The sequence below is a fragment of the Olsenella profusa genome (assembly GCF_016900315.1).
Classification (GTDB): domain Bacteria; phylum Actinomycetota; class Coriobacteriia; order Coriobacteriales; family Atopobiaceae; genus Thermophilibacter; species Thermophilibacter profusus_A.
Map to the genome: position 1 here is coordinate 187,628 of NZ_JACSNQ010000002.1, position 26,332 is coordinate 213,959.

Below are 26,332 nucleotides of genomic sequence, written 5' to 3' on the forward strand. Positions count from 1 at the left end.
AGCTGGTGGACAGCCTCTCGCAGACCAACTACTCCGTGCTCGGCGGCCTGCTGCGCGACGAGTACGAGGTGTGGAGCAGGCCGGGCTGGTACTTCCAGGACAGCAACGACATCACCAGCACGAACGACGCAGGCGTGGTCTTCTCCGACTGCGGGCCGTACGTGGTCGCCGTCATGACCGACCTCAACGGCGACCTGCCGGGACTGCTGCCACTGCTCGACAGTCTCAACGCGGCGCACGGGGCCATGTGTGGGGGCAGTACGGAGTCCCAGCTCAGCGAGGAGACGACCATCCCCGGCTACGTGGGATAGCGCGTCTGGCGAGAAGACCGTGCGACTGCGCGCTCCCACGTGGCAGAATGGAGCCGTCGTGGGGAGGTTGCCATGAGGGCACGCGTCGTTGTGGTGTCGGTGGTTCTTCTCGCCGTGGTGGCGGGAGGGGCGTTTGCCGTGTGGCGGGGCGTTGCGCCCGACGGGCGGGCGCGGGACGCGGACGTTGCGGAGCCAGAGCCGATGAAGATCACCGACCCCGTAGCAGAGCCGGCGGCCGAGCCGGAACCGGAGCCCGCGCCGGAGCCCACCGAGGCGGAGCTCCTGGCCGACGCGCCCGTCGTTTCCGCCACGTCCGAGAGCGGCGTGAGCGTCACCGCACCCGAGGGGTTTCTCGCCACGGAGGCGTTTGCGCGGGTCGACGCCGAGATAGCTGCAATCGTCGGGTCGGGCCACACGGTCGGCGTGGTGATGCGCGACCTCACGACGGGCCGAAGCATCTCCTACAATGCCGACGAGCGGCTCTATCCGGCCAGCTCCATCAAGGCCCTCTACTGCGCGATGGTGTGCGAGACGAGCGGCGGCTCGGGCGGGATGGCGGACGTGATGGAGCGCTGCCTCGTGAACTCGTCCAACGAGGACTACGAGGCGCTCATCAGGGCGTACGGGATGCCGGCGTTTGGCGCGTGGCTGGGCGCGCACGGCGCGACGGAGGCGGCCTACGACGGCTCCATCTGGTACTACCCCGACATCTCCGCAGGCGAGCTGGCCGCGTGCTGGCAGGAGATCTACCGCTTTGGGACGTCTGGCGAGGCGGGCGGCGCCGAGCTGGCCGGCTACCTCGCGCGCACCAACTACACGCCGGCGGGGGCGCTCCTGCGCGACGAGTGCGAGGTGTGGGCCAAGCCAGGGTGGTTTCCCGACAACGGCGAGCTCGTGGCCACCAACGACGCGGGCGTGGTCTTCTCGGAGAGCGGGCCGTACGTCTTTGCGGTGATGACGGACATGAGCGCCAACCTCGACGGCCTCACGCCGCTCATCGACGCGCTCGACGCGGCACACCACGTGATGTGCGGGGGCGGGTCGCCGCAGTAGACGACCCCGGCACGCACGACCCTGGCACGTACGGCCCCGCAGCGCAAAACCCGCGCATCTCCCTCGGCGCCCCGCGGCGCAAAGCCCGCGCGATTGGGTGGCATGTTTGATGCCGGGGCACCCAATCGCCCGCACTTCTCGCCAGAGGCGGCCCTCTTCGCTGCCGCGACCTTCGGCACATACGACGCGGGCCGCCCGCCCTTCTCGGCCGACGACTTCTGCGCGCAGCGCAGTGAGTCGGCGAGAAGGGCGGGCGGCCCTTCAGGTGCGTATGAGGCGAGCGCTACTTACTCGTTGTCGCCCGCGGTCATCTGCGTGGCGGAGATGTCCTCGCCGGCGTCGGAGGCGTCACGCCACTTCCAGTCGGTGAAGGCCGGGTGGTCGTAGCCGTTGTCGACGGCGAACTGGAAGGCCTCGACGCGGAACTTCTCCCACTCGTCGATCTGGTCGGCCCACTTCTCGGCGTCGAGCATGCGCAGGGCGTCGGCGGCAAGGGCCCAGCGGTCCATGTCGTTCAGGCGAACCATGTCGTACGGCGTGGTCGTGGAGCCCTGCTCCTTGTAGCCGTGGACGTTGAAGTTGTCGTGGTTCGGACGGTCCCAGATGAGGCGGTGAATCGTGCCGGGGTACGCGTGGAAGGCAAAGAGCACGGGCTTGTCGGCCGTGAACAGCTCCACGAACTTCTCGTCGGAGATGGCCTCGTCGTTCTCGGAGGCGTTCTGGATCTTGAGGAGGTCGAGCACGTTGACCAGGCGCACCTTCACACCGAGCTTGTCGAGCAGGTCAAGCGCGGCCATGGCCTCGCCGGTCGGCACGTCGCCGCAGCAGGCGAGCACGATGTCCGGCTCCTCGCCCTCGGCGGTGTTGGACGCCCACTTCCACTCGGCGACGCCCACCTCGAGCTCGGCGCGGGCCTCGTCGAGGGTCACCCACGTCGGTGCGGGCTGCTTGCCGGCAAAGATCGCGTTCACGCAGTTGGTGGACGTGTAGGCACGCTCGGCCACGGCCAGCAGCAGGTTGGCGTCGGCCGGGTAGTAGATGTTCACCACGTGGTCGTTGTTGAAGCACTTGTTGAGGAGCACGTCAACGAAGCCCGGGTCCTGGTGGGAGAAGCCGTTGTGGTCCTGACGCCAGACGTGGCTGGAGAGCAGCATGTTGAGGCCGGAGATCGGGGCGCGCCAGTCGATGTGGCGCACGGTGGCCTCGAGCCACTTGCAGTGCTGGTTGACCATGGAGTCGACGATGTGCACGAAGGACTCGTAGGAGCTCCAGAGGCCGTTGCGGCCGGTGAGGATATAGCCCTCGAGCAGGCCCTCGCACTGGTGCTCGGAGAGCTGCTCGATGATGTTGCCCACGGGCGAGAGGTGCTCGTCGTTGGCGGGGTCGTCGTACACGCCGCCGCCGAACCACTGCTTGTCCGTCACCTGGTAGGACGGCTGGAGACGGTTGGAGGCCGTCTCGTCCGGGCCGAAGATGCGGAACTTGTCGCGGTTGTTGTTGATGAGCTCGGCGGTGTACTCGCCCAGCACGCGGGTGGCCTCGGTGGCACCGAAGCCGTGGCCCTTCTCGGCCACCGGCACCTCGTACTTGCGGGTGTCGGGCAGCTCGAGCGGGGTGCGGAGCTTGCCGCCGTTGGCGTTGGGGTTGGCGCCAATGCGCAGCTCGCCCTTGGGCATCCAGTCGTTGACCTCGGGACGGATGGCGCCCTTCTCGTCGAAGAGCTCCTCGGGCTTGTAGGACTCGAGCCAGCCCTTCAGGACCTGGAAGTGGGCCTCGGTGTCACGGGCGGACGCCAGCGGCACCTGGTGGGCACGCCAGGAGCCCTCGGTCTTCTTGCCATCGATCTCCTTCGGGCAGGTCCAGCCCTTGGGGGTGCGGAAGATGATCATCGGGTAGAACGGGCGGGAGGCCTCGCCGGCAGCGGCGCGACGCTTGATGTCGCAGATCTCGTCGAAGACAGCCTCGAGCAGCGCCGCGAAGCGACGGTGGATGGAGGAGTGGTCCTCCTCGTCAAAGCCGGCGACAAAGTTGTACGGGTGGTAGCCCATGCCGCGGAAGAACTCGTCGCGCTCGCCGTCGGAGATGCGGGCCAGGATCGTGGGGTTGGCGATCTTGTAGCCGTTGAGGTGCAGGATCGGCAGCACGATGCCGTCGGTCAGCGGGTCCATGAACTTGTTGGTCTGCCAGGAGGTGGCAAGCGGGCCGGTCTCGGCCTCGCCGTCGCCCACCACGGCCACGGCCAGCAGGCTCGGGTTGTCGAGCACGGCGCCGTAGGCGTGGGAGAGGGTGTAGCCGAGCTCGCCGCCCTCGTGGATGGAGCCGGGGGTCTCGGGCGCGTAGTGGCTGGGGATGCCGCCGGGGTAGGAGAACTGGCGGAAGAACTTCTGGAGGCCGGCCTCGTCATCGGTGATGTCCGGGCGAATCTCACGGTAGGTGCCGTCGAGCAGGGACTGCGCGGTGCCGGCCGGGCCGCCGTGACCAGGGCCCATCAGGAAGATGGTGTTCTGGTTGTGGTCGGCGATGAGGCGGTTCACGTGGCCGAAGAGGAAGTTGATGCCCGGCGTGGTGCCCCAGTGGCCCACGAGACGGTGCTTGACGTCCTCGCGAGAGAACCCGTCGCGCATGAGCGGGTTGCTACGCAGGTAGATCTGGCCGACGGAGAGGTAGTTCGCCGCGCGCCAGTAGCGGTCGACGCCCTTGAGCTCCTCCTCCGAGACGGGCCCGTCGAGCTTCTGCCACGGGGTGCCAATGGTGGGCTGTGCCATGCCTACTCCCTTCTTCGCGCCCTTCTCGCCGGGCGCTCCCTACGTTTCAGACAGGTTGCAGTATATGGGGTAAAACGATTTACTTACACGAGAATCCTTGACTCCGGACGATTTGCGGATACTCTTACGGCTCTCTAACACGCCCCGGCGAGAAGAACCCGGGGCTGGAGGTACTTCTCGCCGTGCGGAAGGGTGCACCCCGGGCCGGGTCACGCAGAGAGCTGCCGGACGCTTTCGCCCGCGACGAGCCGGGGCTCGAGGACGCGCTCCTCGGGCGCCCCGAGCTCACCGGCGCTTTCCTCGTCGAGCCGGCGGAACAGCAGGTCGAGGGCCGCGTCCGCGAGCTCGGACACGTTCTGCTCTATGGAGGTGAGCGTGGGCTCGAAGAGCACGTCGGCGGCCGAGTTGTCATAGCTCACCACCGAGACGTCCCGCGGCACGCGCAGGCCGCGCGCGTAGAGGCGCTTGAGCAGGCCGAGCGCGATGTTGTCGCTGCTGGCAAAGACCGCCGTGGCGTCCGTGGAGAAGAGCGCCTTTGAGGCCTCGTAGGCGTCCTCGATGTAGTAGGCGCTCGTGAGCACGAGGTCAGGGTCGGGCTCCACGCCGAACTCGCGCAGCGCCCGGAGGTACCCGGACAGGCGCTCGCGACCGGTCTGGGAGACGATGTTCACGATGCAGGCCACGCGGCGGTGCCCGGCCTCCAGCAGGTGGCGGCACGCGAGGTAGCCGCCCTGCTCGTTGTTGAAGGAGACCTTGTCGCACGGGAGCCCCGCCACCACGCGGTCCACCATCACGTAGGGCACGGGAATCTGCGAGAGCGTGGCGGCCAGGCCGTGGTCGGCGGGCGAGGCCTCGTCGGAGGCCACCACGAAGAGGCCGTCCGCGCCGCGCGCGGTGAGCAGGCGGACGAGCTCGGCGTCGTTTCCGGGGGCGTCGTCGGAGTTGGTGATCAGCAGGGCGCATCCGCGCTCGCGGCAGCCGAGCTCCAGGCGCCGGGCGAGGGACGAGAAGAAGCGGCTCTCGATGTTGGGGACCACGAGGCCGATGGTCTGGGAGCGCTGCGTCACGAGGCTGCGCGCGATCTGGTTGGGCACGTAGCGCTTGCGGCGCGCCACCTCCTTGATGCGGCGGCGGCTCTCCTCGGAGATCTTGCAGGGGCGGTCGTTGAGCACGAGCGAGACCGCCGTCGGCGAGAGCCCCACCTCGCGCGCGATGTCCTTGAGCGTGACCTTGGCCGCCATGTCCGCCTCCCCGCCGCGCTACCGCGCGTTTGCCTGCCAGAGCAGCCAGAGGCCGCGCAGGGTGAGGGTGTCGTCGACGTGCGCCTCGTGGCGGATGAGCGCCGCCATCGCGGACGCCCCGTCGCCGGTGAGCACCACGGGGGTCTCCGCGCCAAGCTCGCCGGCTATGGCGTCGAGCAGCCCGTCGATGCGCGCCACCTCGCCGAGCACCACGCCCGAGCGCATGGCGTCGCGCGTGTTGCGGCCGATGACGGCGGCGGGCGCGCGGAGCTCGATCATCGGGAGGCGCGCCGCCGCTGCGGCGAGCGCGCGGGCGCCGAGCGCCACACCGGGCGCGATGATGCCCCCCGCAAAGGCGCCGTCCGCGTCCACGACCTCGAAGTTCGTGGTGGTGCCCAGGTCAACGACCACGACCGGCGCGCCGTAGTCCGCTCGTGCGGCGACCACGTCCGCCACCCGATCGGCGCCCACCTCGGAGGGGTCGTCGTAGCGCATGCGCACGCCGGTCTTGAGGCCCGGGCCCACCACGAAGGTCCGCCCCGGGCAGCTCACGGCAAGGGCGCGGCGCCAGACGTCAGCGAGCGAGGGCACCACGCACGCGAGGACAGCGTCCTGCGGCGAGCCCGCCCCCATCGCGGAGAGCGCCTGCGTAAGCTGCAGGCGCACCTCGTCCGCGGTCACCCGCTCGGGCGTGGTGAGCTCGAAGGTCCCCGCGAGCTCACCGGCCACGAAGAGCCCGAGGCGCGTCGCGGTGTTTCCCACGTCCACGGCCAGCACGTTCTTCTCGCCACGCTCCCGCATGCGACCTCCCGGGCTCCTGCGTCCTGCACTTCCCTATACTGTATCAGTCCGCAGTAACCCGACTCCCCGCCCAGGGGGAGCGGATATACGAAGGAGAACCTATGAGCAACACCGGCTCGCGCGCCTCGTGGCGCGCGCAGCTGAGCCCCGTGGGCATCGCCATCGGGTGCGTCGGCTGCGTCATCATCACGGCATCCTCGGTCTACACCGCCCTCAAGATGGGCGCGCTGCCGTGGCCCACCATCTTTACCTCAATCGTCGCGCTGTTCCTGCTGCGGGCCTTTGGGCGTCGCAGCCTCAACGAGGCCAACGTCACGCAGATCGTGATGTCGGCCGGCTCCATGGTGGCCGGCGGCCTCGCGTTCACCATCCCCGGCATCTGGATGCTCGGACTTGCCGACGAGGTCAGCTGGGTCGAGATGCTTGCCGTGGCGCTTGCCGGCACGCTCATGGGGCTCGTGTGCACCGCGGCGATCCGCCGGCGCTTCGTTGACGAGTCCGACCTGGAGTACCCCATCGGCACCGCCGCGGCGGAGACCCTCATGGCAACCAAGACGGGCGGCGTCACCGGGCGACGGCTCTTCGGCTCGATGGGCGTGGCGGGTCTGTGGTGCGTGGCGCGCGACGCGCTGGGCTGGATGCCCTCGCTGGTCGGCGCGCTGCCGATCCCGGGCGTGAGCTTTGCGATCTACAACTCCCCGCAGATGCTCTCCGTGGGCTTTCTGGTGGGCGGCTTTGCCGTGGCGGTCTGGTTTGTAGGCGCGCTCGTGGGCAACTTCGGCATCATCGTGGGCGGCTCGGCGGCCGGCCTCTGGGACGTGGCCACGGCGCAGGGCATCGTCTCCAGCCTCGGCATGGGGCTCATGATGGGCTCCGGCGTGGGCGTGGTGGTCAAGGACATCCTGCCGCACGCGGCGCGCGTGCTGCGCGGGAGGCAGGCGAAGGGCAATAGCGAGCGCGGCCAGGCGGCCGGCGGCTGGAGCCGCCTTGAGCGCGGGACGCTTGCGCTCATGGTTGCCGCCGCGGCGCTGCTCGTGTGCATCGGGCTTGGCCTGGGGCCGGTGGTGGCCGTGGTCGTGGTGCTGCTTGCCTTTGTTACCACCATCATGAGCGCGCAGTCGGTGGGCCAGACGGGCATCGACCCGATGGAGATCTTCGGGCTCATCGTGCTGCTGGCCGTGGCGGCGTTCTCCGACGCGAGCCAGGTGCAGCTCTTCTACGTGGCAGGCGTGGTGGCCGTGGCGTGCGGCCTTGCCGGCGACGTGATGAGCGACTTCAAGACCGGTGCGATCATCGGCACGAGCCCGCGCGCCATGTGGGTGGGGCAGGCCATCGGCGCGCTGCTCGGCACCGTGGTGGCGGTGGCCGTGCTCTGCACGCTCGTGGCGGCCTACGGCACGGGCGCCTTCGGGCCCGGCCAGATGTTCGTCTCGGCACAGGCAAGCGTGGTGGCCACGATGGTCTCCGGCATCCCGAGCGTCCCGGGATTCGTGGTGGGGCTTGTGGGCGGCGTGGCGCTCTACTGCGCCGGGCTGCCTGCCATGATGTTTGGCCTAGGTGTCTATCTGCCGTTCTACATGTCGCTCACCGCCGCGCTCGGCGCGGGCGTCAAGTGGGTCTACGACCGCGTCTGCCGGTCGCGCAAGGTGGACGACGCCGAGGAGAAGGGTGTGGTCGTGGCCTCCGGCGTGCTGGGCGGGGAGTCGATCGTGGGCGTGGTGATCGCGCTGGCGTCGGTGGTGTCCGGGCTGGCTGGGTAGGCGGGGCTTGGCGCGGCCGGACGAGGGGTGCAGGCCGGCCGCGCTGGGGCCGGGCGCGCGCGTCACGCGTAGCGGCGCGCCATCGACACGGCCTCGGGCAGGTACCAGCCCGCAAAGAGCACACAGTGGAGCAGCAGCGGGGCCAGCTGGTGAAGCCCCACGCGCTCACGCCAGCCGTCCGCGAGCGGCGAGACCTCATCGTAGCCGCGGATGACCTCCTCAAGGTGAGGATAGCCAAAGAGCGCGAGCATGGCGAGGTCGGTCTCGGCGTGGCCTCCGTAGGCCATCGGGTCGATGAGCACGCCGCCGGTCGGCGCGGCGGGGTCGGCGTCCCAGAGCACGTTGCCCGCCCAGAGGTCGCCGTGCAGACGGGCGCAGGGCGCGCCGGATTCCCGGACAAGGACCGGCTGGGGAGCATCAAACTCCCCTGCCGCCAGGCGCGACGCAACACGTTCAAAGAGATGCAGCTCATCGGGGCCAAAGTCCCCGCGATCGACGAGTGTGCGCACGTAGTTCATGACGCGGTGCTCGGCGAAGAAGACTCCCCAGCTGTCCGCGGCGTCCTCCCTCGCCACGTAGGGCGTCCGGGCGCGCCCGCACCACGGGTCGCCCGTCCAGCCCGTCGGCGCGCAGCCGTACCACGGCGCTCCCGCCGCGTGCATGCGGGCCAGCCCGGCGCCGATGCGCCGGGCGGCAGCCACGGAGGGAGAGCCCTCCGAGACGCGCTCCTCGACGAGCTCCCCCTGGGTTACGCTCAGCACGCGCACGATGCGAATGCCGCCTGCCGGCTCAGCCTCGGCAAGCCAGCGCAGCGCGGCCGCCTCCCCGGGCAGGTTGTCGCCGTATCCGGCCGTCTTCACAAACGTCTCAGCCATCCTGCCTCCATGCCCATTTCCTGCCTCCACACCTGTTCCCTGTCCCCGCATCCATTTGCAATTTCGCCATAAGTGTGACGAGGTGCCCCGGAAATTTGCAATTCGCCCGTAAGTGTGACGCCATTTTAGGCTCGCAGGCCAAATTGAAGGCGCCCGCTCCGCAAAACCCCAGTTGACGGAGAGCCGACTACTGACTCGCCCGCCAAAACACGTCACACTTATGCCCTTTTTGCAAATCAAGACGGCCTGACGTCACACTTACTGCGAAATTGCAAATCCAGGGGGCATTTGCCGCGACCCACGAACGGCATCACACACCCACAGGCCACAGTTGTGGGCTTATTTCAAGGCAGCCCAGCACGCAGGTACAATGGCAAGACAGCAGAGAGCACGGACCCATCGAAAGGACGCCCATGGCCTCCATCAACTATCAGACCGCGCGCTTCGAGGCCTCGTACGGCACCGTGGCCCAGCTCCCGCCCTCCACCACGCCCGAGGTGGCCGTCTCCGGCCGCTCCAACGTGGGCAAGTCGTCGCTGCTCAACAAGCTCTTCAACCGCAAGAACCTCGTCAAGGTCTCGAGCACGCCCGGCAAGACCGCCAACATCAACTTCTTCGAGGTCGACGGCATACGTTTTGTCGACCTGCCCGGCTACGGCTTTGCCAAGGTCTCGCAGAAGGAGAAGCAGCGCTGGGCGGACCTGATCTCCGGCTACTTTGCCCAGGAGCGCAGCTTCAACCTGGTTATCGCACTCGTGGATATCCGCCACGACGCCCAGAAGCTCGACCTCGAGATGGTGGAGTTCCTGCGCCAGAGCGAGCTCCCCTTTGTGGTGGCGCTCACCAAGGCCGACAAGCTCGGCCGCTCCAAGCAGGCCCAGCAGGCGGCCACCATCGCGCGCCAGCTCGGCATCGAGCGCGAACAAATCGTGGTCACCTCGTCGGAAACGGGCCAAGGCATCGAAGACCTGCGCCGCCGCATCGCCGAGGCCTGCCTGTAGGCAGACGCAGACCGGCTGCCCCACGTGACGGAACGGCAAGCGGTCGGCCACATACGTTACAGCGCCAGCACGCCCAGGTGCTCCAGCAGAATCTTCAGCCCAAGCAGCACCAGCACCACGCCGCCGACCACGCTTGCCGGGCGCTCGAAGCGCGCGCCGAAGAAGTGCCCCACGGCCACCCCCGCAAACGAGAACGCAAAGGTCGTGAGGCCGATCAGGCTCACCGCCGGCACAATGTCCACGGAGAGCGCGGCAAACGAGATTCCCACCGCCAGCGCGTCGATCGAGGTGGCAACGGCCAGCACCAGAAACTCGCGCAGGTCGATCCGGCTTGCGTCCGCGCAGTCGCACTCCTCCTCGTCGTCGTGCAGCGCCTCCCAGAGCATCTTGCCGCCGATGAACGCCAGCAGCACAAAGGCAACCCAGTGGTCCACCGGCGCGATGAGCCCCATGAACTGGCTCCCCAGCGCCCAGCCGATGAGCGGCATGAGCGCCTGGAACCCGCCAAAGAACAGCGCCAGCACCGCCGCCGTCCGCAGGTTGAGCCGGCGCATACCGAGCCCCCGGCAGATCGAGACCGCGCAGGCGTCCATCGAGACGCCCACCGCCACCAGCAGCAGCTCAACAAAGCCCATGTCGCCCTCCCCCGCCGGGCCCGGCGCCAAACAAAAAGACCCGCGACAGGGACCCCCTCGGTCCTCGTCGCGAGTCTCGTTGATTAAGGCGCGCCAGGCCGCACGGCCAGCATGTTGACGTGCCGCACGCCCTCAGGCGTGCCACTACTCCCTCGTACGTGAGCCGACATAATACCACATGCACGTCAGCGCCCCCCGCTGAGGGTACGTACACCCTCGTTTGGGGTACGTACACCCCTGCTGAGGGTACGTACACTTTTCGTCGTCCTTCTCGCCAAGCCGTCCGACGTTTCCGCAGGTAGACGAGGTGGCGATAAGAACATCAACTTTGCAATAGTGTACGTAACCTGCAGCTCAGCGCAGTGTACGTAACCTACGGCGCTGCGCAGCGTGCCCCCGAATCGTGCCCGCCCCACCCCACTGTTTCCAGCCTGAAAACCGCCCGACGCCCACCTTGCACTCCATCACGCTAAAGCGTATATTTCAGTGCGCTTTAGCAAAGTAAAGCACGCCGGCACCCCCTGTCGCCCGGCGAGAAGAACCTCGGGAAAGGAACCCAACCATGGACATGAGCAGAAGGTCCTTCGTCCTCGCATCGCTCTCTGCGGCCGCGTTCTCCGTCACCGCGCTCGCCGGCTGCGGCGGCACCGAGAACAACTCGGGCGGCAGCACCTCCGACAACGGCGGAGAGACCGCCACGCCCGACGGCACCGGCGCCGTGGACACCGGCACCCTCATCGTGGGCTTTGACTCGGCCTACCCGCCCTACGGCTACGTGGGCGACGACGGCGAGTACACCGGCTTTGACCTCGACCTCGCCACCGAGGTGGCCAACCGCAACGGCTGGGGCGTCCAGCTCGAGCCCGTCGACTGGGACGCCAAGGACACGCTGCTCAACAGCGGCGCAATCAACTGCATCTGGAACGGCTTCACCGTGGAGGGCCGCGAGGACGACTATACCTTCTCCGAGCCCTACATGCTGAACGCCCAGGTCGTGGTCGTGAAGGCGGACTCCGACATCACGAGCCTCGCCGACCTCGCCGGCAAGAACGTCATCACGCAGGTTGACTCGGCCGCGCTCGACGTCCTCGAGGGCGACAAGGCCGACCTCGCCGCCACCTTCGCCGGCGGCGCGCCCCAGACCATCGGCGACTACAACACCGCCTTCATGCAGCTCGAGTCCGGCGCCGTCGACGCTGTGGCCTGCGACCTCTCGATCGCGGCCTACCAGCTCGCCGCCAACCCCGACGCCTACGTGCAGCTCGACGAGCAGCTTTCCACTGAGCACTACGCCGTCGGCTTCAAGAAGGGCGACGACGCCACCGCCGAGCGTGTCACCGAGACGCTGCGCACCATGGACGCGGACGGCTTCGTCGAGGAGCTCTGCGGCAAGTACGCCGACCAGGGCATCTCCTACGACAACTGGTGCCTCGAGTAGCCAAAGGCCAATCGGTCCTCCTTGTGGGTCAAAAGGGTTCCCCCTTTTGACCCACACCCCTGAAAGGAATGCGCGTGGACATACTCACCATGGTCGGGATGCTTGGCGAGGGCTTTCTCGTCAGCCTTCAGATCTTCGCCCTCACACTGGTGGGGTCGCTGCCGCTGGGAATGCTCGTGGCCTTTGCGCGCATGAGCCGCTTCCGCCCGCTCGCCCTCCTTGCCCGCTTCTACATCTCCGTCATGCGCGGCACCCCGCTCATGCTGCAGATGTTCGCCATCTACTTCGTGCCGTACTACGTCTTCGGCATCGGCCTCACCACCGACAGCAAGTGGTACGCCACGATCGTGGCCTTCATCGTCAACTACGCCGCCTACTTCGCCGAAATCTACCGCTCCGGCATCCAGTCCATCCCCCGCGGCCAGCACGAGGCGGCCGAGGTCCTGGGCTACTCGCGCGCGCAGACCTTCTGCCGAATCGTCCTGCCGCAGGTCGTCAAGCGTATCATGCCCGCCATGACCAACGAGGTCATCACCCTGGTCAAGGACACCTCGCTCGCGTTCTCCATCGGCGTCATCGAGATGTTCACCGTCGCCAAGCAGCTCGTGGCGAGTCAGGTCTCCATGCTGCCGTTTGCCATCGCCGCGGCGTTCTACTGGGTCTTCAACCTGCTCGTCGACGCGGTCGCCGGGCGCATCGAGAGAAAGCTGAGCTACTACCATGACTAGCCACGAGAGCGGCCAGGGACGCGCCGCGTCTGGCGAGAAGAACCTGCGGCCCGTCGTCTCCCTCGAGCACGCGCGCAAGAGCTTCGGCGACGCCACCGTCCTGCGTGACATCTCGCTCGCCGTGAGCCCCGGCGAGGTCGTGGCCGTCATCGGCCCCTCGGGCGGCGGCAAGTCCACGCTGCTGCGCTGCCTCACCCTGCTCGAGCGCCTGGATGCGGGCAACCTCTCCTACGGGGAGCTCGTCGTGGCGCGCGACGGCTCCTACGGCGAGAAGCGCACGCTTGCGGAGGCCCGCTCGCGCTTTGGGCTGGTCTTCCAGAACTACAACCTCTTCCCGCACTTCACGGTGCTGCGCAACGTGATGGACGCGCCCGTCTGCGTCCAGAGGCGCGACCGCAACGAGGTGGAGGGCGAGGCGCGGGCCCTGCTTGCCAAGATGGGGCTTGCGGGCTGCGAGGACAAGGTGCCCTGCCAGCTCTCCGGCGGCCAGCAGCAGCGCGCGAGCATCGCCCGCGCGCTTGCGCTCCACCCGCAGATCATGTACTTCGACGAGCCCACGAGCGCACTCGACCCCGAGCTCACCGCCGAGGTGCTGCGCGTCATCAAGGAGCTCGCGGCGGAGAACATGACGATGGTCGTGGTCACGCACGAGATGTCCTTCGCGCGCGAGGTCGCCGACCGCGTGATCTTCATGGACGGCGGCGTCATCGTAGAGCAGGGCAGCGCCGAGCAGGTCCTCGAGCACCCGCACGAGACCCGCACCCAGGCGTTTCTCGCCCAGCGCTCCTGAGGCGGGGGTGAGACGGGGGGACGGGGGAGGTGTCTCACTGGAACACGTGAGACACCTCCCCCGTCCCCCTGTCTCCCCTGTCTCTCTCACTCGGCGGACTTGAGGGCGCCGACCATGTCGATGCGGTTGAGCGAGCGGTTGGTCATGAGGTTCACGACCAGGGTGAACGCAAAGGCCAGCACCGCCGAGATCACGTACGTCACCGGGTCCACCACCACGTCGAAGTAGAGCGACGGCATCCGCAGGATCCACGTGAGGCTGCGCGCCAGGAAGTAGCCGACCGGCAGGCCCACCACAACGCCGATCCCCGTGAGGATGAGCGTCTCCTTGTTGATGTAGCGGTGCACCTCGGGCGCCCTGAAGCCCAGGACCTTGATCGTGGCGAGCTCGCGCTCGCGCTCCGAGATGTTGGTGTTGGACAGCGTGAACACCACCGTGAACGAGAGCGCCGCCGCCAGCACGATGACCACGTAGACCACGGTGTTGATGAGCGTGAACGCACTGGAGAAGTCGTTCACGAGCTTCTGCGTGGAGACCACCGAGAGCCAGCGCCCGTCCTGGGAGAGCCGCTCGGAGAGCTCGATCTGCTCGTCCGCCGAGCCCGTGAGGTGGGCCAGAAGCCCGTTGGGCTCGAGCTCGCGCCCAAAGGCCTCCTCGTAGGCACTCTGCGTCATGAAGATCGTGTTGCCAAGGTAGTTGAGCACGATGGCGTCCGCCGAGGTGGTCCCCTCGGCGAGCGTCGAGTCCTGCAGGGAGAGCTCGTCGCCCACACCAAGGCCCGTGACCTGCTCGGCGTTCTTGGTAACGGCCACCTGGACGTCCCCGCCCAGCGCAAGTCTCTCGCCCGCGTCGTCCACGAGGTTCACGCAGCCCTCGAGGCTCTCGCCGTCCGGCACCACCACGAGCTGCACGCTCTCCTTGTCACCCCCGAAGCTCAGCGTGACGCTGTCAACGTAGACGCGCACGAGGTCCGCCACGCCGTCGTCCGCGGCAAGCTCGGATGCCGCGTCGTCGAGGTCGTCGGCGTCCGTCACGGCCATGAGGTCGTAGGCCACCACGCCCTGCTCGCCGTACTGGCGCGGGGAGAGGGAGAGCACCGTGTCGCGGATGCCGAAGCCCGTGACCAGAAGCGCCACGCACCCCGCGATGCCAAAGACCGTCATGAGGAAGCGGCGCTTGTAGCGGAAGAGATTGCGCGCCGTGACCTTGTTGAGGAAGCCGAGCCGCCGCCACACGGGGCCGATGTGCTCGAGGAAGATGCGCGAGCCGGCCTTGGGGGCCTTCGGGCGCATGAGTGAGGCCGGGGACTCGCGCAGCTCCTTCCAGCAGGTGGCGAGCGAGGCGCCCACGATGCCCAGGGCAAAGAGCGCCACCGAGACGAGCGCCCACACCGCGTCGAACCCGTAGAGGAACTCCGGCAGCGCGTACATGGTCGAGAAGATCGTGAAAATGATGGCCGGCAGCACCACAAAGCCGAGCACGATGCCCACGACGCCGCCGGCGAGGCAGGCCGCCAGCGCGTAGAGCGCGTACTTGGAGAGGATCTTGCCGCGGCCGTAGCCGAGCGCCTTGTAGACGCCGATGAGCCCGCGTTCCTCCTCCACCATGCGCGTCATGGTGGTGAGGCTGATGAGCACCGCCACCACGAAGAACACCACCGGGATCACGGTGCCGATGGCCTCGATGGAGGAGGCGTCGGAGTCCACGCTGGCATAGCTCGCAAGGCTCGAGCGGTCCTGCACGTACCAGGTGGCGTCGGGGATCTCCTCCACCTCGGCGCGGGCGTCGGCGATCTGGTCCAGCGCGTCTGCGCGCTCGGACTCGTAGGTGGCCCGGGCGTCGTCGAGCTCGGCCTGGCCGCTCTCAAGCTGGTCCCAGCCGTCGGCGATCTGCGCGAGCGCGCTTGAGCGCTGGTCGGAGAGCTCCGTGGCACCGGCGTCGAGCTCGGCGCGCCCGGCGTCGATCTGGTCCTGGCCCGCTTGGATCTGCGAGCGCGCGTCGATGAGCGTCTGGTAGCCGGACCGCGCCTCCGAGAGCTGCGCCTCCCCGGCCGCCACCTGCGCCATGCCCGAGCCGAGCCCGCCCATCTGGGCGAGCATGTCCCGAAGCGACGTGAGCTGGGAGACCACGGCGCCCGTATCGACGCTCAGCGCCTCGTGTATGGCCTGCTGGAGCTCGGGGCTCAGCTGCTCGATGATGGCCGCGATCTTCTGGCGGACCTCCTCGGGAAGCCTCTCCCAGGTCTGCTCGGCGTCGGGAAGCGCGCTCACAAGGTTGATGATCTGGTCGATGGCGGAGGTGCCCTGGGAGACGAAGCCGGAGAGCCAGCCGTCCACCACGGCCGCCGCGGCCTCGCGCTCCGCCTGCGTGGCGGCGGAGCTGATCTGCGCCCAGGCGTCGGCCGGCCACTCCCCGCCCGCGAGGGAGGAGATCATCGCCGCCGTGGTCTCAAGGCTCGCCCGGGACGAGACGAGCGTGTCGTGCGTGGAGGAGAGCGCCGACGGGATGCCGTCCACCGTGGTCCCCAGCCCGCTCGCGATCTGCGCGAGGCCGTCCTCCACCTGGGTCCTCCTGGCGTCGAGCTCGGCCTGGGCCGCGTCAAGCTGGGCGTAGCCGTCGTCGATCTGCGCCTGGGCGTCGGCGAGCTCGCGATGGGCCGCGTCCTCCTGCTCGGAGAGCTCCGCCCGGCCGCTGTCGAGCTCGGCCTGCCCGTCGTCGATCTGGGCCTGGGCGTCGGCGAGCTCGGAGAGCGCCTCGTCCTCCGCCTTGTCCACCTCGGCCGTGGCGTCGGCGCGCAGCGACTCCCCGCGGGCCCGCTCGCGCTCGGAGCGCGCGTCCTCGACGCTCTGGTAGACCCCGTCCACGACGTCCTCGTACGCGACCGAGTAGCACAGCGGGGTGTCCGCGCCCTCGACGCTGAGGTAGGCCACCGTGAAGGTGTCCGGGTCCTCCACGCAGTCAGGCAGCACGAAGAAGCTGTACTGCGAGCCGCCACTCGAGCGGAAGGACATCGTGCCCTCGCCCGCGTTGATCTCCATGGGGTCAAGCACCACGGCGATGATCGTGTACTCCTTGCGCTCGAAGACCTCCGTAGCGTCCTCGGCGTCGTCGTCCGCACCGTGGAATGTCACGGTGTCGCCCACGTAGAGCCCAGAATCCTCCAGGAAGCGCTTGGTCACCGCTATCTGGTCGTCGCGCTCGGGCAGGTGGCCCTCAAGCACCACCGGCGCGTTCATGCCGTCCGGGGAGAGCGCCTTGACGTCGACCTTCTCGGAGGCCGAGCCCACCGTGGTGTAGACCGTCTCGGACCAGCCGCCCTCGGCGGCCTCCACGCCCGGCAGCGCCGCCAGCGCGTCGACGTCCTCCGCGCTGAGGCCCAGCGTGGACTGCACCCGCACGTCAAGGAGGTTCTGCTCGTCAAAGAAGGCGTCTGCCGAGGCGCGCAGATCGGCGCAGGCCGCGCGCAGGCCCACGAGCATCGTCACGCCGAGCGCGGTGATCGTGGCCAGCGCCAGGAAGCGCTTGAGGCTCCCGCGCACCGTGCGCAGGACGCCCTGGGAGAAGGCGCTTCTCGCCGCGCCGCGCCGGGCGCGGCCCGCCTTTCCTGCCGTGTCAGTGCGCCGGGCCATCAGAGGCTCCTACCACTCGATCTCGGCGATCGGCTTGGGCGCGGGGTTGATGGTCATGTCCGTGACCTTTCCGCTCTTGAAGCGGATGAGGCGGTCGGCCATGTCGGCGAGCGCCGCGTTGTGCGTCACGATGACCACGGTGATCTGCTCGGTCCGGCACATGTCCTGCAGGAGCTGGAGGATCTGCTTGCCCGTCTGGTAGTCCAGCGCACCGGTGGGCTCGTCGCAGAGCAGGAGCTTGGGGTTCTTGGCCAGGGCACGCGCGATGGAGACACGCTGCTGCTCGCCGCCGGAGAGCTGCGCGGGGAAGTTGTCGAGGCGCTCGGCGAGGCCCACCTTGGCCAGCGTGTCGGCCGGGTCGAGCGAGTCCGGGCAGATCTGGGTGGCCAGCTCCACGTTCTCGAGCGCCGTGAGGTTGGGCACAAGGTTGTAGAACTGGAAGACAAAGCCCACGTCGGCGCGGCGGTACAGCACGAGGTCGTTCTCGCCGGCGTGGGAGATGTCACGCCCGTCGACGATGACGGAGCCCGAGGTGGCGCTGTCCATCCCGCCCAGGATGTTGAGCGCCGTGGTCTTGCCCGCGCCTGACGCGCCCAGGATGACGGCGAGCTCGCCCTTCTCGACCTCGAAGCTGGCTCCGTCCAGGGCGTTGATCTTGGTAGAGCCCGCGCCGTAGGTGCGCACGACGTCCGTGAACTCGATGTAGGCCATCACGACTCCGATTACTCGACAACGTGTTGTCTAGTCTCTAACCGGAAGTATACTGAGGTCACGTCAACGCGTCATGAACGACTCGACACGCGCGGGCGAAGTGTCGAGCGCTCCTTGCCACGTACATAAATCTGAGGAGCAGCCATGAAGAAGCAGCCACAGGTCACCGAGCAGACGCGCGCCAACCTCCGCGCGGCCTTCTGGGAGCTCTACGCGGCGCGGCCCATCGAGAAGATCTCCGTGCGCGAGATCACGGACCGCGCCGGCTACAACCGCGCGACCTTCTACCTCTACTACCACGACGTCTACGAGGTCCTGGAGGAGATTGAGTCCGAGCTGCTCAACGGGCTCTCGCTTCTGGTGAACGACCGCCTCATGCGCGGCGAGAAGCTCGACTTCACCCAGCACATGGGCATCATCCTGCAGCTCGCGCAGCGCTACCGCGGCTACTTCGCCGTGCTCATAGGCGAGCAGGGCGACCCCACGTTCTCGCGCCGGTTCAAGGAGGTGGTGGCCCCGCTGCTGGAGCGCTTCGTGCTGCCGGCCGAGGGCCTCACGGAGGCGGAGCGCCACATCCTGCTGGAGTTCTACCTCTCCGGGATCGTGGCGGCCGTGAGCACCTGGCTCTCGGAGGACGAGCCGATGTCGATCGACCAGCTCATCAGCCTCATCGTGGGCGAGGTCCTCCGCGTCTGAGGGCGCCGCCACAAAGAGGGGGCGAAGGCCCGACAAGGCCTCCGCCCCCGCGTGTCTCGTACCGCCGGGCCCGCCCGCTACTTGCGGAAGAAGGCGAGCGCGATGGCGTTGGGCCCCACGTGCGTGCCCACCGTGGCGCCCACCGAGGTGATGGGCAGCCGGTCCTCGGAGACCTTGCCCTCCCAGATGGAGCGGTTGTCCTCGAGGTACTTGCGCAGCAGCTTGTCGGAGAGGCCCGAGTAGCCCAGCAGGATCGGCATGCCAAAGTCGATCCCGTTCTTCTCGACCGCCTGGTGCAGCAGGTTGCGGCCGTTCTTGGAGCCGCGCGCCTTGCCCAGCATCACGACCTCGCCGTCGCGCACGCCCACCACGGGCTTGATGTTGAGCAGCTCGCCGATGGTGCCCACGGACTTGGGGATGCGCCCGCCGCGCTTGAGGTACTCCAGGGTGTCGAGCAGCGCCACGAGGCAGACACGGTCGCGCGCGGCCTCGACCCGCTCGGCGATCTGCGCGGCGCCCAGCCCCTCGTCCGCCAGGCGCAGCGCGTACTGCACGAGGATGCCCTGGCCGATGGTCACGTTGAGGCTGTCCACCACGTGGACGCCCTCGTAGTCGGCGGCCGCGGTCACGGCGCTCTGGTAGGTGCCGGAGAGCGCGGAGGAGAGCGTGACCACCACGGCCTCGTCGCCGGCGGCGCGCACCTCGTCAAAGACCTGCGCGTACTCGTAGGGCGTGGCCTGGCTCGTCTTGGGGAGCTCGTCGCTCTCAACGAGCAGCTCGTAGAAGCGGTCGTTGGTGAGGTCCACCCCGTCCTCGTAGGTGGTGGAGCCAAAGGTGATGGCCAGCGGGACGACGGTGAGGCGCGGATCGAGCTCGCCGGGGAGGTCGATGCCCGAGTCGGTGATGATGCGGACTGCCATAGCTGATGCTTCCTTTCTGCCAAGGCGAGAAGAACGTGCTGCTGGGACGGACGTGCCGGGACGGGCGTGCCGGGACGCCCGCGGCGGCGCTAGTCGCGCGCGAGGCCCCTTAGGCGCTTGAGGATCGCGTTGAGCGACTCGTACATCTGCACACGCTGCCGGCCGTCGAGCACCCGGCCCATCTCGTCAAGCACATCTTGAACGATTCCCCTGATCGGTCGGACCACCTCGACGCCCTTCTCGGTGAGGCGCACGGGAACTCGGTATCTGGTCTCCTCGTCGCCGGCCGCGGCCTCCACGAGGCCGTCCGCCTCAAGGCGGGCGATGGTGCGCGACATGGCCGCGCGGCTCACGTCCACGAGCCGCGCGAGCTCGGAGCCCGTGAGGCCCTCGGGGTTCTTGGTGAGGTAGTAGAGGCACATGACGTCGGCGCCCTTGAAGCCAAGGCGCATCGCCTCCGCGGCCTTGATGCGCTGAATCTCCTTGTGAAGGGCCTCGATGAGTCCCACGAAGTCCTCGAAGCGCGTGTCCTCCTGCACACCGGCCCCTTTCGCCAGTTGTTGACTTGTTAACATTATAGGGTCAACGCGACGGGGTCGGCGCAACGCGCGGCCCCGCCATCACGTGATAAGCACAAGCCGCGGCTCGCCCCCGAGCCGTCCGCCGCGCCCTGGCGCACCGCCCACCGCGCTCCGCCACGCCGCCGGCCGGACGCAATTGTTTCGGCGAGAAAAACTTGCTTGCGCGTGCCGTCCCGGACGCGTATCTTGTCCCCAACACCAGCTGCCGCCTTGCGGCTGACCGCAGAGAGGAGCGCACGTCATGACCCAGACCGTCGTCCGCAACGTACGCACGTCCATGAACTGGTGGTGGCGCAACTTCTCCTCGCTCGGTCGATGGTGAGTCTCACGCGCCATATCTCTTGCGCATAAGGGCTCCCGGAAGACCGGGGGCCTTTTTCATTGCGCCGACCGAAGCACCGCACGCCTTCACGAAATAAAACGTCTCGCCAGAGCCTCACCGAAAGGAACCCACCATGTCTGAGAACACCACCGCCGCCCGTACCACCGCCCGCACCGTCGCCACCGTCGACCGGGGCAAGCTCGACGTCCAGTCCCTGGTTCTTCTCGCCGTGCTGCTTGCCGCCGGCTTCATCCTCAACTTCACCGTGGGCAACGCCGTCTCCACCATGACCGGCGGCGTCATCCAGCCCGAGTTCATCATCTCCGCCTTCTGCCTCATGATCCTCATCGTGCGCCCGAACGTCGGGCAGGCGCTCGTCATCGGCCTCATCTCCGCGGCCGTCATCCAGCTCACCACGAAGTCCCCGTTCATCGACTTCGCGGCCGAGGGCATCGCCGCCATGCTCATGGCCGGCATCGTCGCGGCGGGCATGCACGGCAAGGCGCGCGCCTTCGTCCCGGCCGTGGGCTCCTTCGCCACCACGGTGGTCTCCGGCGTCATCTTCATGGTCATCAAGATGGCCACGATGGGCTTCGCCCAGAACCTCACCGCCGTCATGCTCCCCGTGGTCGTTGCCACGGGCGTCTTCAACGCCATCCTCGTGAGCGCCCTCTACCTCCCCATCCGCAAGGCGCTCAAGCTCGAGGACTAGCGCCTTCGAACGGGGCGTCGCCTGCGGGCGGCGCCCCTTTTTCGGTGTCGGCACCCGCCGGCCCGCCCCGACCCAGACCCAGGAAAGGCCCCCATGAGCACTGCCCCCGTCATACGCCTCGACGACGTCTCCTTCCTCTACGGCGGGGAGGACACGCCCGCCCTCGACCACGTCTCCCTCTCCATCCAGGAGGGGGACTTCGTGGGCGTCACCGGCCCCTCGGGCGCCGGCAAGTCCACGCTCGCCGCCGTCCTGTCCGGCGCCATACCCCATCACTACCGCGGCCAGCTCTTCGGGGCCACGTACGTGGACGGGCAGGACACCTGCGACGTCACCCTCACCGACATCGCGCGCACCGTGGGCAGCGTCGCCCAGGACATAGACGCCCAGATGGTGGCCTCCGTGGTGGAGGACGAGCTGCTCTTTGGCCTTGAGAACTTCGGCGTGCCGCACGACAAGATCGAGGGGCGCCTCGCGGGCGCGCTTGAGACCGTGGGGATCTCCGAGCTGCGCGACCGCGAGATAGCGACGCTGTCCGGCGGCCAGAAGCAGAAGGTGGCCATCGCCGCGATCCTGGCGCTCTCGCCGCGCGTGCTCGTGCTCGACGAGCCCACCGCCGCGCTTGACCCCGCGTCCTCGAAGGTCGTCTTTGAGACGCTGCGCCGCCTCAACGAGGACGAGGGCATCACCGTGGTGGTGATCGAGCAGAAGGTGGCCCTGCTCTCCGAGTTCTGCAGCCGCGTCGTGGTCCTGGAGTCGGGAAGGCTCGCCCTTGAGGGGACCCCGCACGAGGTCTTCTCCCACGGCGAGGAGCTGCGCCGCATGGGCGTGGACAGCCCGCGCGTGGCGCGCGTGGCAAACAGCCTCGCCCAGCACGGCGTGACCAGGCCCGGGACGCGGCCCTGCCTGAGCGTGGCCGAGGCAGACGAGCTCGTCGCGGGGCTCGTGCGCCCGCACCTCGCCTCATGCCAGGGCGCGTCCTCCCCCGCCGTCGCGCCCGCGCCGGCCGCGACGGCCGCGTCCGAGCCCGTGGTGCGCTTCGAGAACGTGAGCTTTAGCTACCCCGGCAGCGGCGACGGCGTGCGCGACCTCAGCCTCGAGGTGCGCCCCGGCGAGCTCGTGGGGGTGGTCGGGCAGAACGGCGCGGGCAAGACCACGCTCACCAAGCTCCTGAACGGCCTGCTCAAGCCCGCCTTCGGCTCCGTGCACGTGGGCGGCCTCGACACGCGCGAGGTCCCCGTGAGCCGCGTTGCCGCGCACGTGGCGACGCTCTTCCAGAACCCCGACCACCAGCTCTGCAAGGACACCGTCCTCGACGAGGTCGCCTTTGGCCCCGAGCTCACGGGCACCGCGCCCGACGAGGCGCGCCGCCGCGCGCAGACGGTCATCGAGCGCTTTGGCCTGCCGGCGGCCGAGTCGCCCTTCTCGCTGTCCCGCGGGCAGCGGCAGATGGTGGCGCTCGCCTCCGTGGTGGTGATGGAGCCCGAGGTGGTCCTTCTCGACGAGCCCACGAGCGGGCTCGACTACCGCGAGTGCATGACGGTCATGGAGACGGTGCGCGAGATGGCCGAGAAGGGCTGCGCCGTCGTGATGGTCTGTCACGACATGGAGGTGGTTTCGGACTTCGCGCAGCGCGTCGTGGTGATGGCCGACGGACGCGCGCTCGCGGACGGGCCGGCCGCCGAGGTCTTCTCAAACCCCGAGCTCATGGCGCGCGCGAGCGTGGAGGCCCCGCAGGTCGTCCAGCTCTCGCAGGCCCTCGCGCGCGACGTTTCCCCCGCCTTCGCCGGGATCGACCAGGTCTCCGGCATCGTCGACCTTGTTGAGGAGATGGTGAGGCATGGTTAGCGTGATCGACTACGTCCCCGGGGACACCCTGCTTCACCGGCTGAACCCCGTGACCAAGCTCGCGGTTGCCGCGGCCATCATCGTGGCGACCTTCCTCGCCGACACCTATCCCGTGCTCGTGGGGCTCATCGCGCTCACGCTGGCGCTGGGCGTCTACACCGGGGCCATCAGGCGGCTGGGGTCGCTCCTCAAGCTGCTCGTGCCGCTCGCCGTGGTGATGTTTCTGCTGCAGACGGCGTTCTCCCGCGAGGGGGCGACCGTCTTTGCGTGGTTCACCACGGGCGGCGTGGCGAGCGCATCCCGGGCGTGCCTGCGCCTTTTGGGCGTGGCGATGCCGCTCATCCTCGTGCTCTCCGTGACCAAGCTGAACGACCTCGCCAACGCCTGCGTCGAGGTGCTCCACGTGCCGTACCGCTACGCCTTCACCTTCACGACGGCCCTGCGCTTCGTCCCGGTGTTCAGCCAGGAGATGACCGCGATCATGGAGGCCCAGACGGCCCGCGGCGTGGAGTACGACACCAAGAACCCCTTCCGCAAGCTGCAGCTCATGCTGCCCCTGTGCGTGCCGCTGCTGGTGAGCTCGGTGGGGAGGACGGACGCCACCGCGCTTGCCGCCGAGCAGCGCGGCTTCTACCTGCGTACGAGGGAGAGCAGCTACAAACGCTACCCGATCGTCGCGCGCGACGTGGCGGTGCTCGCGTGCTGCGTGGCGCTCGTGGCGCTGGGGGTGGCGCTGTAGGCAGGCCCCGCGGCAGGGATCTGCCACGGGGCCCGGAGGGGCCGGCCGGCGCAGGGCGGCCGGCGGTCCGTCCTGCGCCTTCGGGCGATGAGGGCGGGGTCAGCTAGTCGTCGTAGCGGTCGTCGGCGTCGTCATAGCGGTCGTCGTGGTCGTCGTCGCGGTCATCGTGGTCGTCGGCGTCGTCGTGGTCGTCCACGTCGTCGTAGCGGTCGTCGGCGTCGTCGTAGCGGTCGTCGGCGTCGTCACGATCGTAACGGTCATCACGCCAGTCATCCCAGTCGTCACGACCGTCCCAGTCGTCGTTGCCCTCAAGGTCGGCCTCAAGAACCTTGCCCGTTCGCGCGTCGACCTCGTACTCGTACTCAACGCCTCCCGACACGAACTCCATTTCGTAGACGCCGTCGTCAAGCTCGTACTCGTGGTCGTTGAAGGTGGCCTCCGTGAGGCCCAGCTGTGCAAGAACGATGTCCTTCGCCGCGTCGATGCCAATGTAGCCTCGCTCGTCAAGCTGTTCGGGCGCAACGGCGAGCGCATCAGAGGCGAGGTCGAAGGTCCCCACGCGCGCACGGACGCCGTCCTCGATGCCGCGGAGGAAGTCGTCACCGGGATAGTCGGATCCCTGCTCTAGCTTCACGACGACGTTACGGTCATGACCGTCGACGGTCTGCTCGAAGTGGCCCGCCTCATAGATCCTCCCCACGAGGTCGGACACCACCTCTCGACACTCGCGCCCCTCGTAGCCCGCATATCCGCTCACGACGGCGCGCCCCTCGTCGTTTGCCCCCTCGACCTCGGTGACGAGGCCCCTGTCGTCGTAGTCAACCTCGATCTCGGGGTTGACGCTCAGAAGCAGGGTGCCGGCCGGCCTGGCCGTGGCGCCCTCGTCCGCGGAGACGCCCGCCTGGTCGGACTGGGCCGGGGCGGTGCCACAGGCGCCCAGCGTCGTAATCAGGGCCGCTCCGACGGCCGCGCTCGTCAGGATGTTCCTCAGGCTCGTGGTCTTCATGGTGTCCTCCTTCTTGGGTCCTTTCTTGCCGTGCAGTGAGAGGTTGCGTGCCCCTGTCGCCAAAACCGGGGTCGCCGGGCATTTTTTCTGGGCGAGAAGAACGCGGGGGGGGTGGCTAGTCATCCGAGTCGTCATCTGCGCCCGCGTCGTCATCGTCGTCGTCACCGCCACCGTCGTCGTCATCGTCGTCGTCCGGCGCGGGGGGAGCGGGCGGCGCCTCGACAACTGGTGCCACCGTAGGCGTCTCGGTCGCGCCAGCCCCAGGAGGGGCGACTGACACCGGGGCCTCGGGTACGTCGTCCGCCGCAGGGGGCGCAGGGGACGTGGAGTCCCCGGAAGCATCTCCCGTAGGCTCCACGTGCGCAACGGGAACCGTCACGGTTACGGCATAGTCGAGGCTCACCTCGAGCTCGACCACCAGGCGGTCCTCCGTGGCCGTCTTCCAGCCCTCGTCGTCCGACTCAACGCTCACCTCGATCGTGCCGCCCTCGAGGAGGTACCCCTCGTCTCCCGCGCGCACGGCGAGGTCGTCCGCGACCTCGTCGACCGTACGACCGTAGAAGGCGAGCCCCTCGACCAGCCCGACGCCGTCATCGTTTTCCCCCGTAAGGGAGACCACGCGGTCGAGGCGGTTAACCTCCATGCTCACCTCGGGATTGATGCGCAGGCGCACCGTTCCGACCGGCGCCCCCCACACGACTGCCCCGCCCACGACCAGCACGCACAGGCACGCCGCGGCGGCAAGGGCGGCAACGAGGCGGCCCCTCGTCCTTCTCGCCGTCTCGCCCGCGAAGGGGAGGACTTCGCCCTCATCGAAGACCACCACGTCCTCGACCGTCTGACCGACCTCGTAGCCGAGGTTGGGCACCTTGAGGAAGCGCCCCTCCTCGTCAAGCACGACGGCATAGCTCCTCTCGCACTCCATGATGAGGTAGCTCACCTGGCACCACCCCCCGACGCACCAGCGACCCTACAGAGGTGCCCACGGATGATCTCGTAGCCGTTTGTGTAGGCCAAAAGGAGCGCGACAAGGTAGCGGCGGTGTCGCTCGAGGGTCTTGCGCTCCACGCCCGCCCCGCGCGCGAGCTCTCCGATTGGCAGCCTGCCGGTCCGGGCGAGCCCCTCGAGCAGCTCGGGGCGCTCCCGGGCAAAGGAGAGCGCGGCCTGACAGGCCTCGAGCGTCCTGCGCTGGCGCGGGCCGTTCTCGGCCACCTCGGCGAGAGTGAGGCCGAGCTCCTCCAGGCGCGCGACAAACTCCGCGATCTCGCGCCTGCTCGCGCGCCGGTGCTCGCGCTCGGCCACCTCGTCGCGACCTGACGTCAGGCGCTCCACGAGCGGCCGTCCCTCCTCGTCGCAGTCCCCGGGCGCCCGCTCGTCAAGCGAGGCCACCGCGGCATGACGACGCTCGCGGCGCCGGTAGTCGATCAGCCGGTTGCGGATGGTCGTGGCCGCGAGGGGCAGGAAGGCACCGCGCGCCTGCTCATATGACAGCACCGCCTCGTGAAAGGCAAACATGGCGATCCCCAGCTCGTCGTCGCGTCCCTCCTGCGGGGGCCTTCCCATGAAGCGGGCAGTCTCCGCCTTGACGAAGGGGAGGTAGTCGCGCACCAGCTCGTCCGCGGCACGCGCGTCCCCCTTAGCCCTTCTCACGCGGGCAGTCAGGTCCCTGTCCCGTCTCATCGTCCCCCCTCGGCGATAGGATGCGAACGGCCTGTTCCAAGACCGGGGTAGCGGCGTGGGTCACCAGAACTTTTTCAGGTTACGGACGAC

At 68.5% G+C, this 26,332-nt stretch carries 22 protein-coding genes and 2 pseudogenes; 12 read left to right on the top strand and 12 right to left on the bottom strand.

From position 1 onward, the window contains the following. The first annotated feature begins 5 nt into the window (after positions 1 to 5). On the top strand, positions 6 to 311 hold the full coding sequence (locus tag H9X80_RS02010) for a hypothetical protein (protein WP_204792685.1): 306 nt from the start codon (positions 6 to 8) through the stop codon (positions 309 to 311). A 72-nt stretch (positions 312 to 383) separates the two neighbouring features. Continuing rightward, positions 384 to 1,364, top strand: a complete 981-nt coding sequence (locus H9X80_RS02015) for a serine hydrolase (protein WP_204792686.1) — start codon at positions 384 to 386, stop codon at positions 1,362 to 1,364. Positions 1,365 to 1,651: 287 nt separating this feature from the next. On the opposite strand, the gene H9X80_RS02020 is transcribed toward H9X80_RS02015, so the two are convergent. The 3 genes from H9X80_RS02020 to H9X80_RS02030 all read right to left on the bottom strand — a co-directional run bounded on the left by H9X80_RS02020 (position 1,652) and on the right by H9X80_RS02030 (position 6,171). Then, positions 1,652 to 4,129 (bottom strand): phosphoketolase, encoded by a 2,478-nt coding sequence (locus H9X80_RS02020; protein ID WP_204792687.1) that lies wholly within the window; start codon positions 4,127 to 4,129, stop codon positions 1,652 to 1,654. Positions 4,130 to 4,338: 209 nt separating this feature from the next. Continuing rightward, on the bottom strand, positions 4,339 to 5,370 hold the full coding sequence (locus H9X80_RS02025; RefSeq protein WP_204792688.1) for a LacI family DNA-binding transcriptional regulator: 1,032 nt from the start codon (positions 5,368 to 5,370) through the stop codon (positions 4,339 to 4,341). A gap of 18 nt (positions 5,371 to 5,388) precedes the next feature. Next, complete coding sequence (locus tag H9X80_RS02030) at positions 5,389 to 6,171, bottom strand: type III pantothenate kinase (RefSeq protein WP_204792689.1); 783 nt, start codon at positions 6,169 to 6,171, stop codon at positions 5,389 to 5,391. Positions 6,172 to 6,272: 101 nt separating this feature from the next. Between H9X80_RS02030 and H9X80_RS02035 the strand changes: the two genes are divergently transcribed. After that, a complete protein-coding gene (locus H9X80_RS02035; RefSeq protein WP_204792690.1) occupies positions 6,273 to 7,931 on the top strand; it encodes an OPT/YSL family transporter in 1,659 nt (552 codons plus the stop codon). A gap of 62 nt (positions 7,932 to 7,993) precedes the next feature. On the opposite strand, the gene H9X80_RS02040 is transcribed toward H9X80_RS02035, so the two are convergent. Further along, positions 7,994 to 8,806, bottom strand: a complete 813-nt coding sequence (locus tag H9X80_RS02040) for a fructosamine kinase family protein (protein ID WP_204792691.1) — start codon at positions 8,804 to 8,806, stop codon at positions 7,994 to 7,996. 413 nt (positions 8,807 to 9,219) lie between these two features. Here H9X80_RS02040 and yihA point away from each other — a divergent pair, with 413 nt between their 5' ends. Next, on the top strand, positions 9,220 to 9,807 hold the full coding sequence (gene yihA, locus H9X80_RS02045) for a ribosome biogenesis GTP-binding protein YihA/YsxC (RefSeq protein ID WP_204792692.1): 588 nt from the start codon (positions 9,220 to 9,222) through the stop codon (positions 9,805 to 9,807). Positions 9,808 to 9,863: 56 nt separating this feature from the next. Here the strand turns inward: yihA and H9X80_RS02050 are convergent, their stop codons facing one another. Next, positions 9,864 to 10,442: a manganese efflux pump MntP family protein gene (locus H9X80_RS02050; RefSeq protein WP_204792693.1), complete on the bottom strand. Its 579-nt coding sequence runs from the start codon at positions 10,440 to 10,442 to the stop codon at positions 9,864 to 9,866. Between the two features lie 562 nt (positions 10,443 to 11,004). On the opposite strand from H9X80_RS02050, the gene H9X80_RS02055 reads away from it, so the two are divergent. From H9X80_RS02055 to H9X80_RS02065, 3 genes are all read left to right on the top strand, one after another. Further along, a complete protein-coding gene (locus H9X80_RS02055; protein WP_204792694.1) occupies positions 11,005 to 11,880 on the top strand; it encodes a transporter substrate-binding domain-containing protein in 876 nt (291 codons plus the stop codon). Between the two features lie 68 nt (positions 11,881 to 11,948). Further along, positions 11,949 to 12,608, top strand: coding sequence for an amino acid ABC transporter permease (locus H9X80_RS02060; RefSeq protein WP_239471443.1), 660 nt, complete (start codon positions 11,949 to 11,951; stop codon positions 12,606 to 12,608). Next, positions 12,601 to 13,398, top strand: a complete 798-nt coding sequence (locus H9X80_RS02065; RefSeq protein ID WP_204792695.1) for an amino acid ABC transporter ATP-binding protein — start codon at positions 12,601 to 12,603, stop codon at positions 13,396 to 13,398. Before H9X80_RS02060 ends, H9X80_RS02065 begins: the two co-directional genes overlap by 8 nt. An 86-nt stretch (positions 13,399 to 13,484) precedes the next feature. Here H9X80_RS02065 and H9X80_RS02070 read toward each other — a convergent pair whose 3' ends face one another. Both H9X80_RS02070 and H9X80_RS02075 read right to left on the bottom strand, forming a co-directional pair. Continuing rightward, on the bottom strand, positions 13,485 to 17,027 hold the full coding sequence (locus tag H9X80_RS02070; RefSeq protein WP_204792696.1) for an FtsX-like permease family protein: 3,543 nt from the start codon (positions 17,025 to 17,027) through the stop codon (positions 13,485 to 13,487). A gap of 9 nt (positions 17,028 to 17,036) precedes the next feature. Beyond that, the gene (locus H9X80_RS02075; RefSeq protein ID WP_204792697.1) at positions 17,037 to 17,738 is read right to left on the bottom strand and encodes an ABC transporter ATP-binding protein; all 702 of its coding nucleotides are present in this window, start codon (positions 17,736 to 17,738) and stop codon (positions 17,037 to 17,039) included. A 144-nt stretch (positions 17,739 to 17,882) separates the two neighbouring features. Here H9X80_RS02075 and H9X80_RS02080 point away from each other — a divergent pair, with 144 nt between their 5' ends. Continuing rightward, complete coding sequence (locus H9X80_RS02080; RefSeq protein WP_204792698.1) at positions 17,883 to 18,434, top strand: TetR/AcrR family transcriptional regulator; 552 nt, start codon at positions 17,883 to 17,885, stop codon at positions 18,432 to 18,434. Between the two features lie 77 nt (positions 18,435 to 18,511). Here the strand turns inward: H9X80_RS02080 and H9X80_RS02085 are convergent, their stop codons facing one another. Together H9X80_RS02085 and H9X80_RS02090 are read right to left on the bottom strand one after the other, a co-directional pair. Beyond that, positions 18,512 to 19,354 (bottom strand): DegV family protein, encoded by an 843-nt coding sequence (locus H9X80_RS02085; protein ID WP_204792699.1) that lies wholly within the window; start codon positions 19,352 to 19,354, stop codon positions 18,512 to 18,514. An 89-nt stretch (positions 19,355 to 19,443) separates the two neighbouring features. After that, positions 19,444 to 19,893 (bottom strand): MarR family transcriptional regulator, encoded by a 450-nt coding sequence (locus tag H9X80_RS02090; protein ID WP_204792700.1) that lies wholly within the window; start codon positions 19,891 to 19,893, stop codon positions 19,444 to 19,446. A gap of 497 nt (positions 19,894 to 20,390) precedes the next feature. Here H9X80_RS02090 and H9X80_RS02095 point away from each other — a divergent pair, with 497 nt between their 5' ends. From H9X80_RS02095 to H9X80_RS02105, 4 genes and pseudogenes are all read left to right on the top strand, one after another. Continuing rightward, complete coding sequence (locus H9X80_RS02095) at positions 20,391 to 20,969, top strand: hypothetical protein (protein ID WP_204792701.1); 579 nt, start codon at positions 20,391 to 20,393, stop codon at positions 20,967 to 20,969. Between the two features lie 93 nt (positions 20,970 to 21,062). After that, positions 21,063 to 21,782: pseudogene (locus H9X80_RS09410) on the top strand (energy-coupling factor ABC transporter ATP-binding protein); the annotation flags it as partial. Between the two features lie 219 nt (positions 21,783 to 22,001). After that, positions 22,002 to 22,817, top strand: a pseudogene (locus H9X80_RS09415) (energy-coupling factor ABC transporter ATP-binding protein); the annotation flags it as partial. Next, positions 22,810 to 23,556 (top strand): energy-coupling factor transporter transmembrane component T family protein, encoded by a 747-nt coding sequence (locus H9X80_RS02105; RefSeq protein WP_204792703.1) that lies wholly within the window; start codon positions 22,810 to 22,812, stop codon positions 23,554 to 23,556. The pseudogene H9X80_RS09415 and the gene H9X80_RS02105, both read left to right, overlap by 8 nt. 103 nt (positions 23,557 to 23,659) lie before the next feature. On the opposite strand, the gene H9X80_RS02110 is transcribed toward H9X80_RS02105, so the two are convergent. The 3 genes from H9X80_RS02110 to H9X80_RS02120 form a co-directional block, all read right to left on the bottom strand. Continuing rightward, positions 23,660 to 24,562 carry a PepSY domain-containing protein gene (locus tag H9X80_RS02110; RefSeq protein ID WP_204792704.1) on the bottom strand — a complete coding sequence of 301 codons (903 nt, stop codon included), beginning with the start codon at positions 24,560 to 24,562 and terminating at the stop codon, positions 23,660 to 23,662. Between the two features lie 115 nt (positions 24,563 to 24,677). Beyond that, the gene (locus H9X80_RS02115) at positions 24,678 to 25,502 is read right to left on the bottom strand and encodes an anti-sigma factor domain-containing protein (RefSeq protein WP_204792705.1); all 825 of its coding nucleotides are present in this window, start codon (positions 25,500 to 25,502) and stop codon (positions 24,678 to 24,680) included. Next, positions 25,499 to 26,242, bottom strand: a complete 744-nt coding sequence (locus tag H9X80_RS02120) for a sigma factor (protein WP_204792706.1) — start codon at positions 26,240 to 26,242, stop codon at positions 25,499 to 25,501. The genes H9X80_RS02115 and H9X80_RS02120 overlap by 4 nt, the downstream gene beginning before the upstream one ends. Positions 26,243 to 26,332 lie beyond the last annotated feature (90 nt).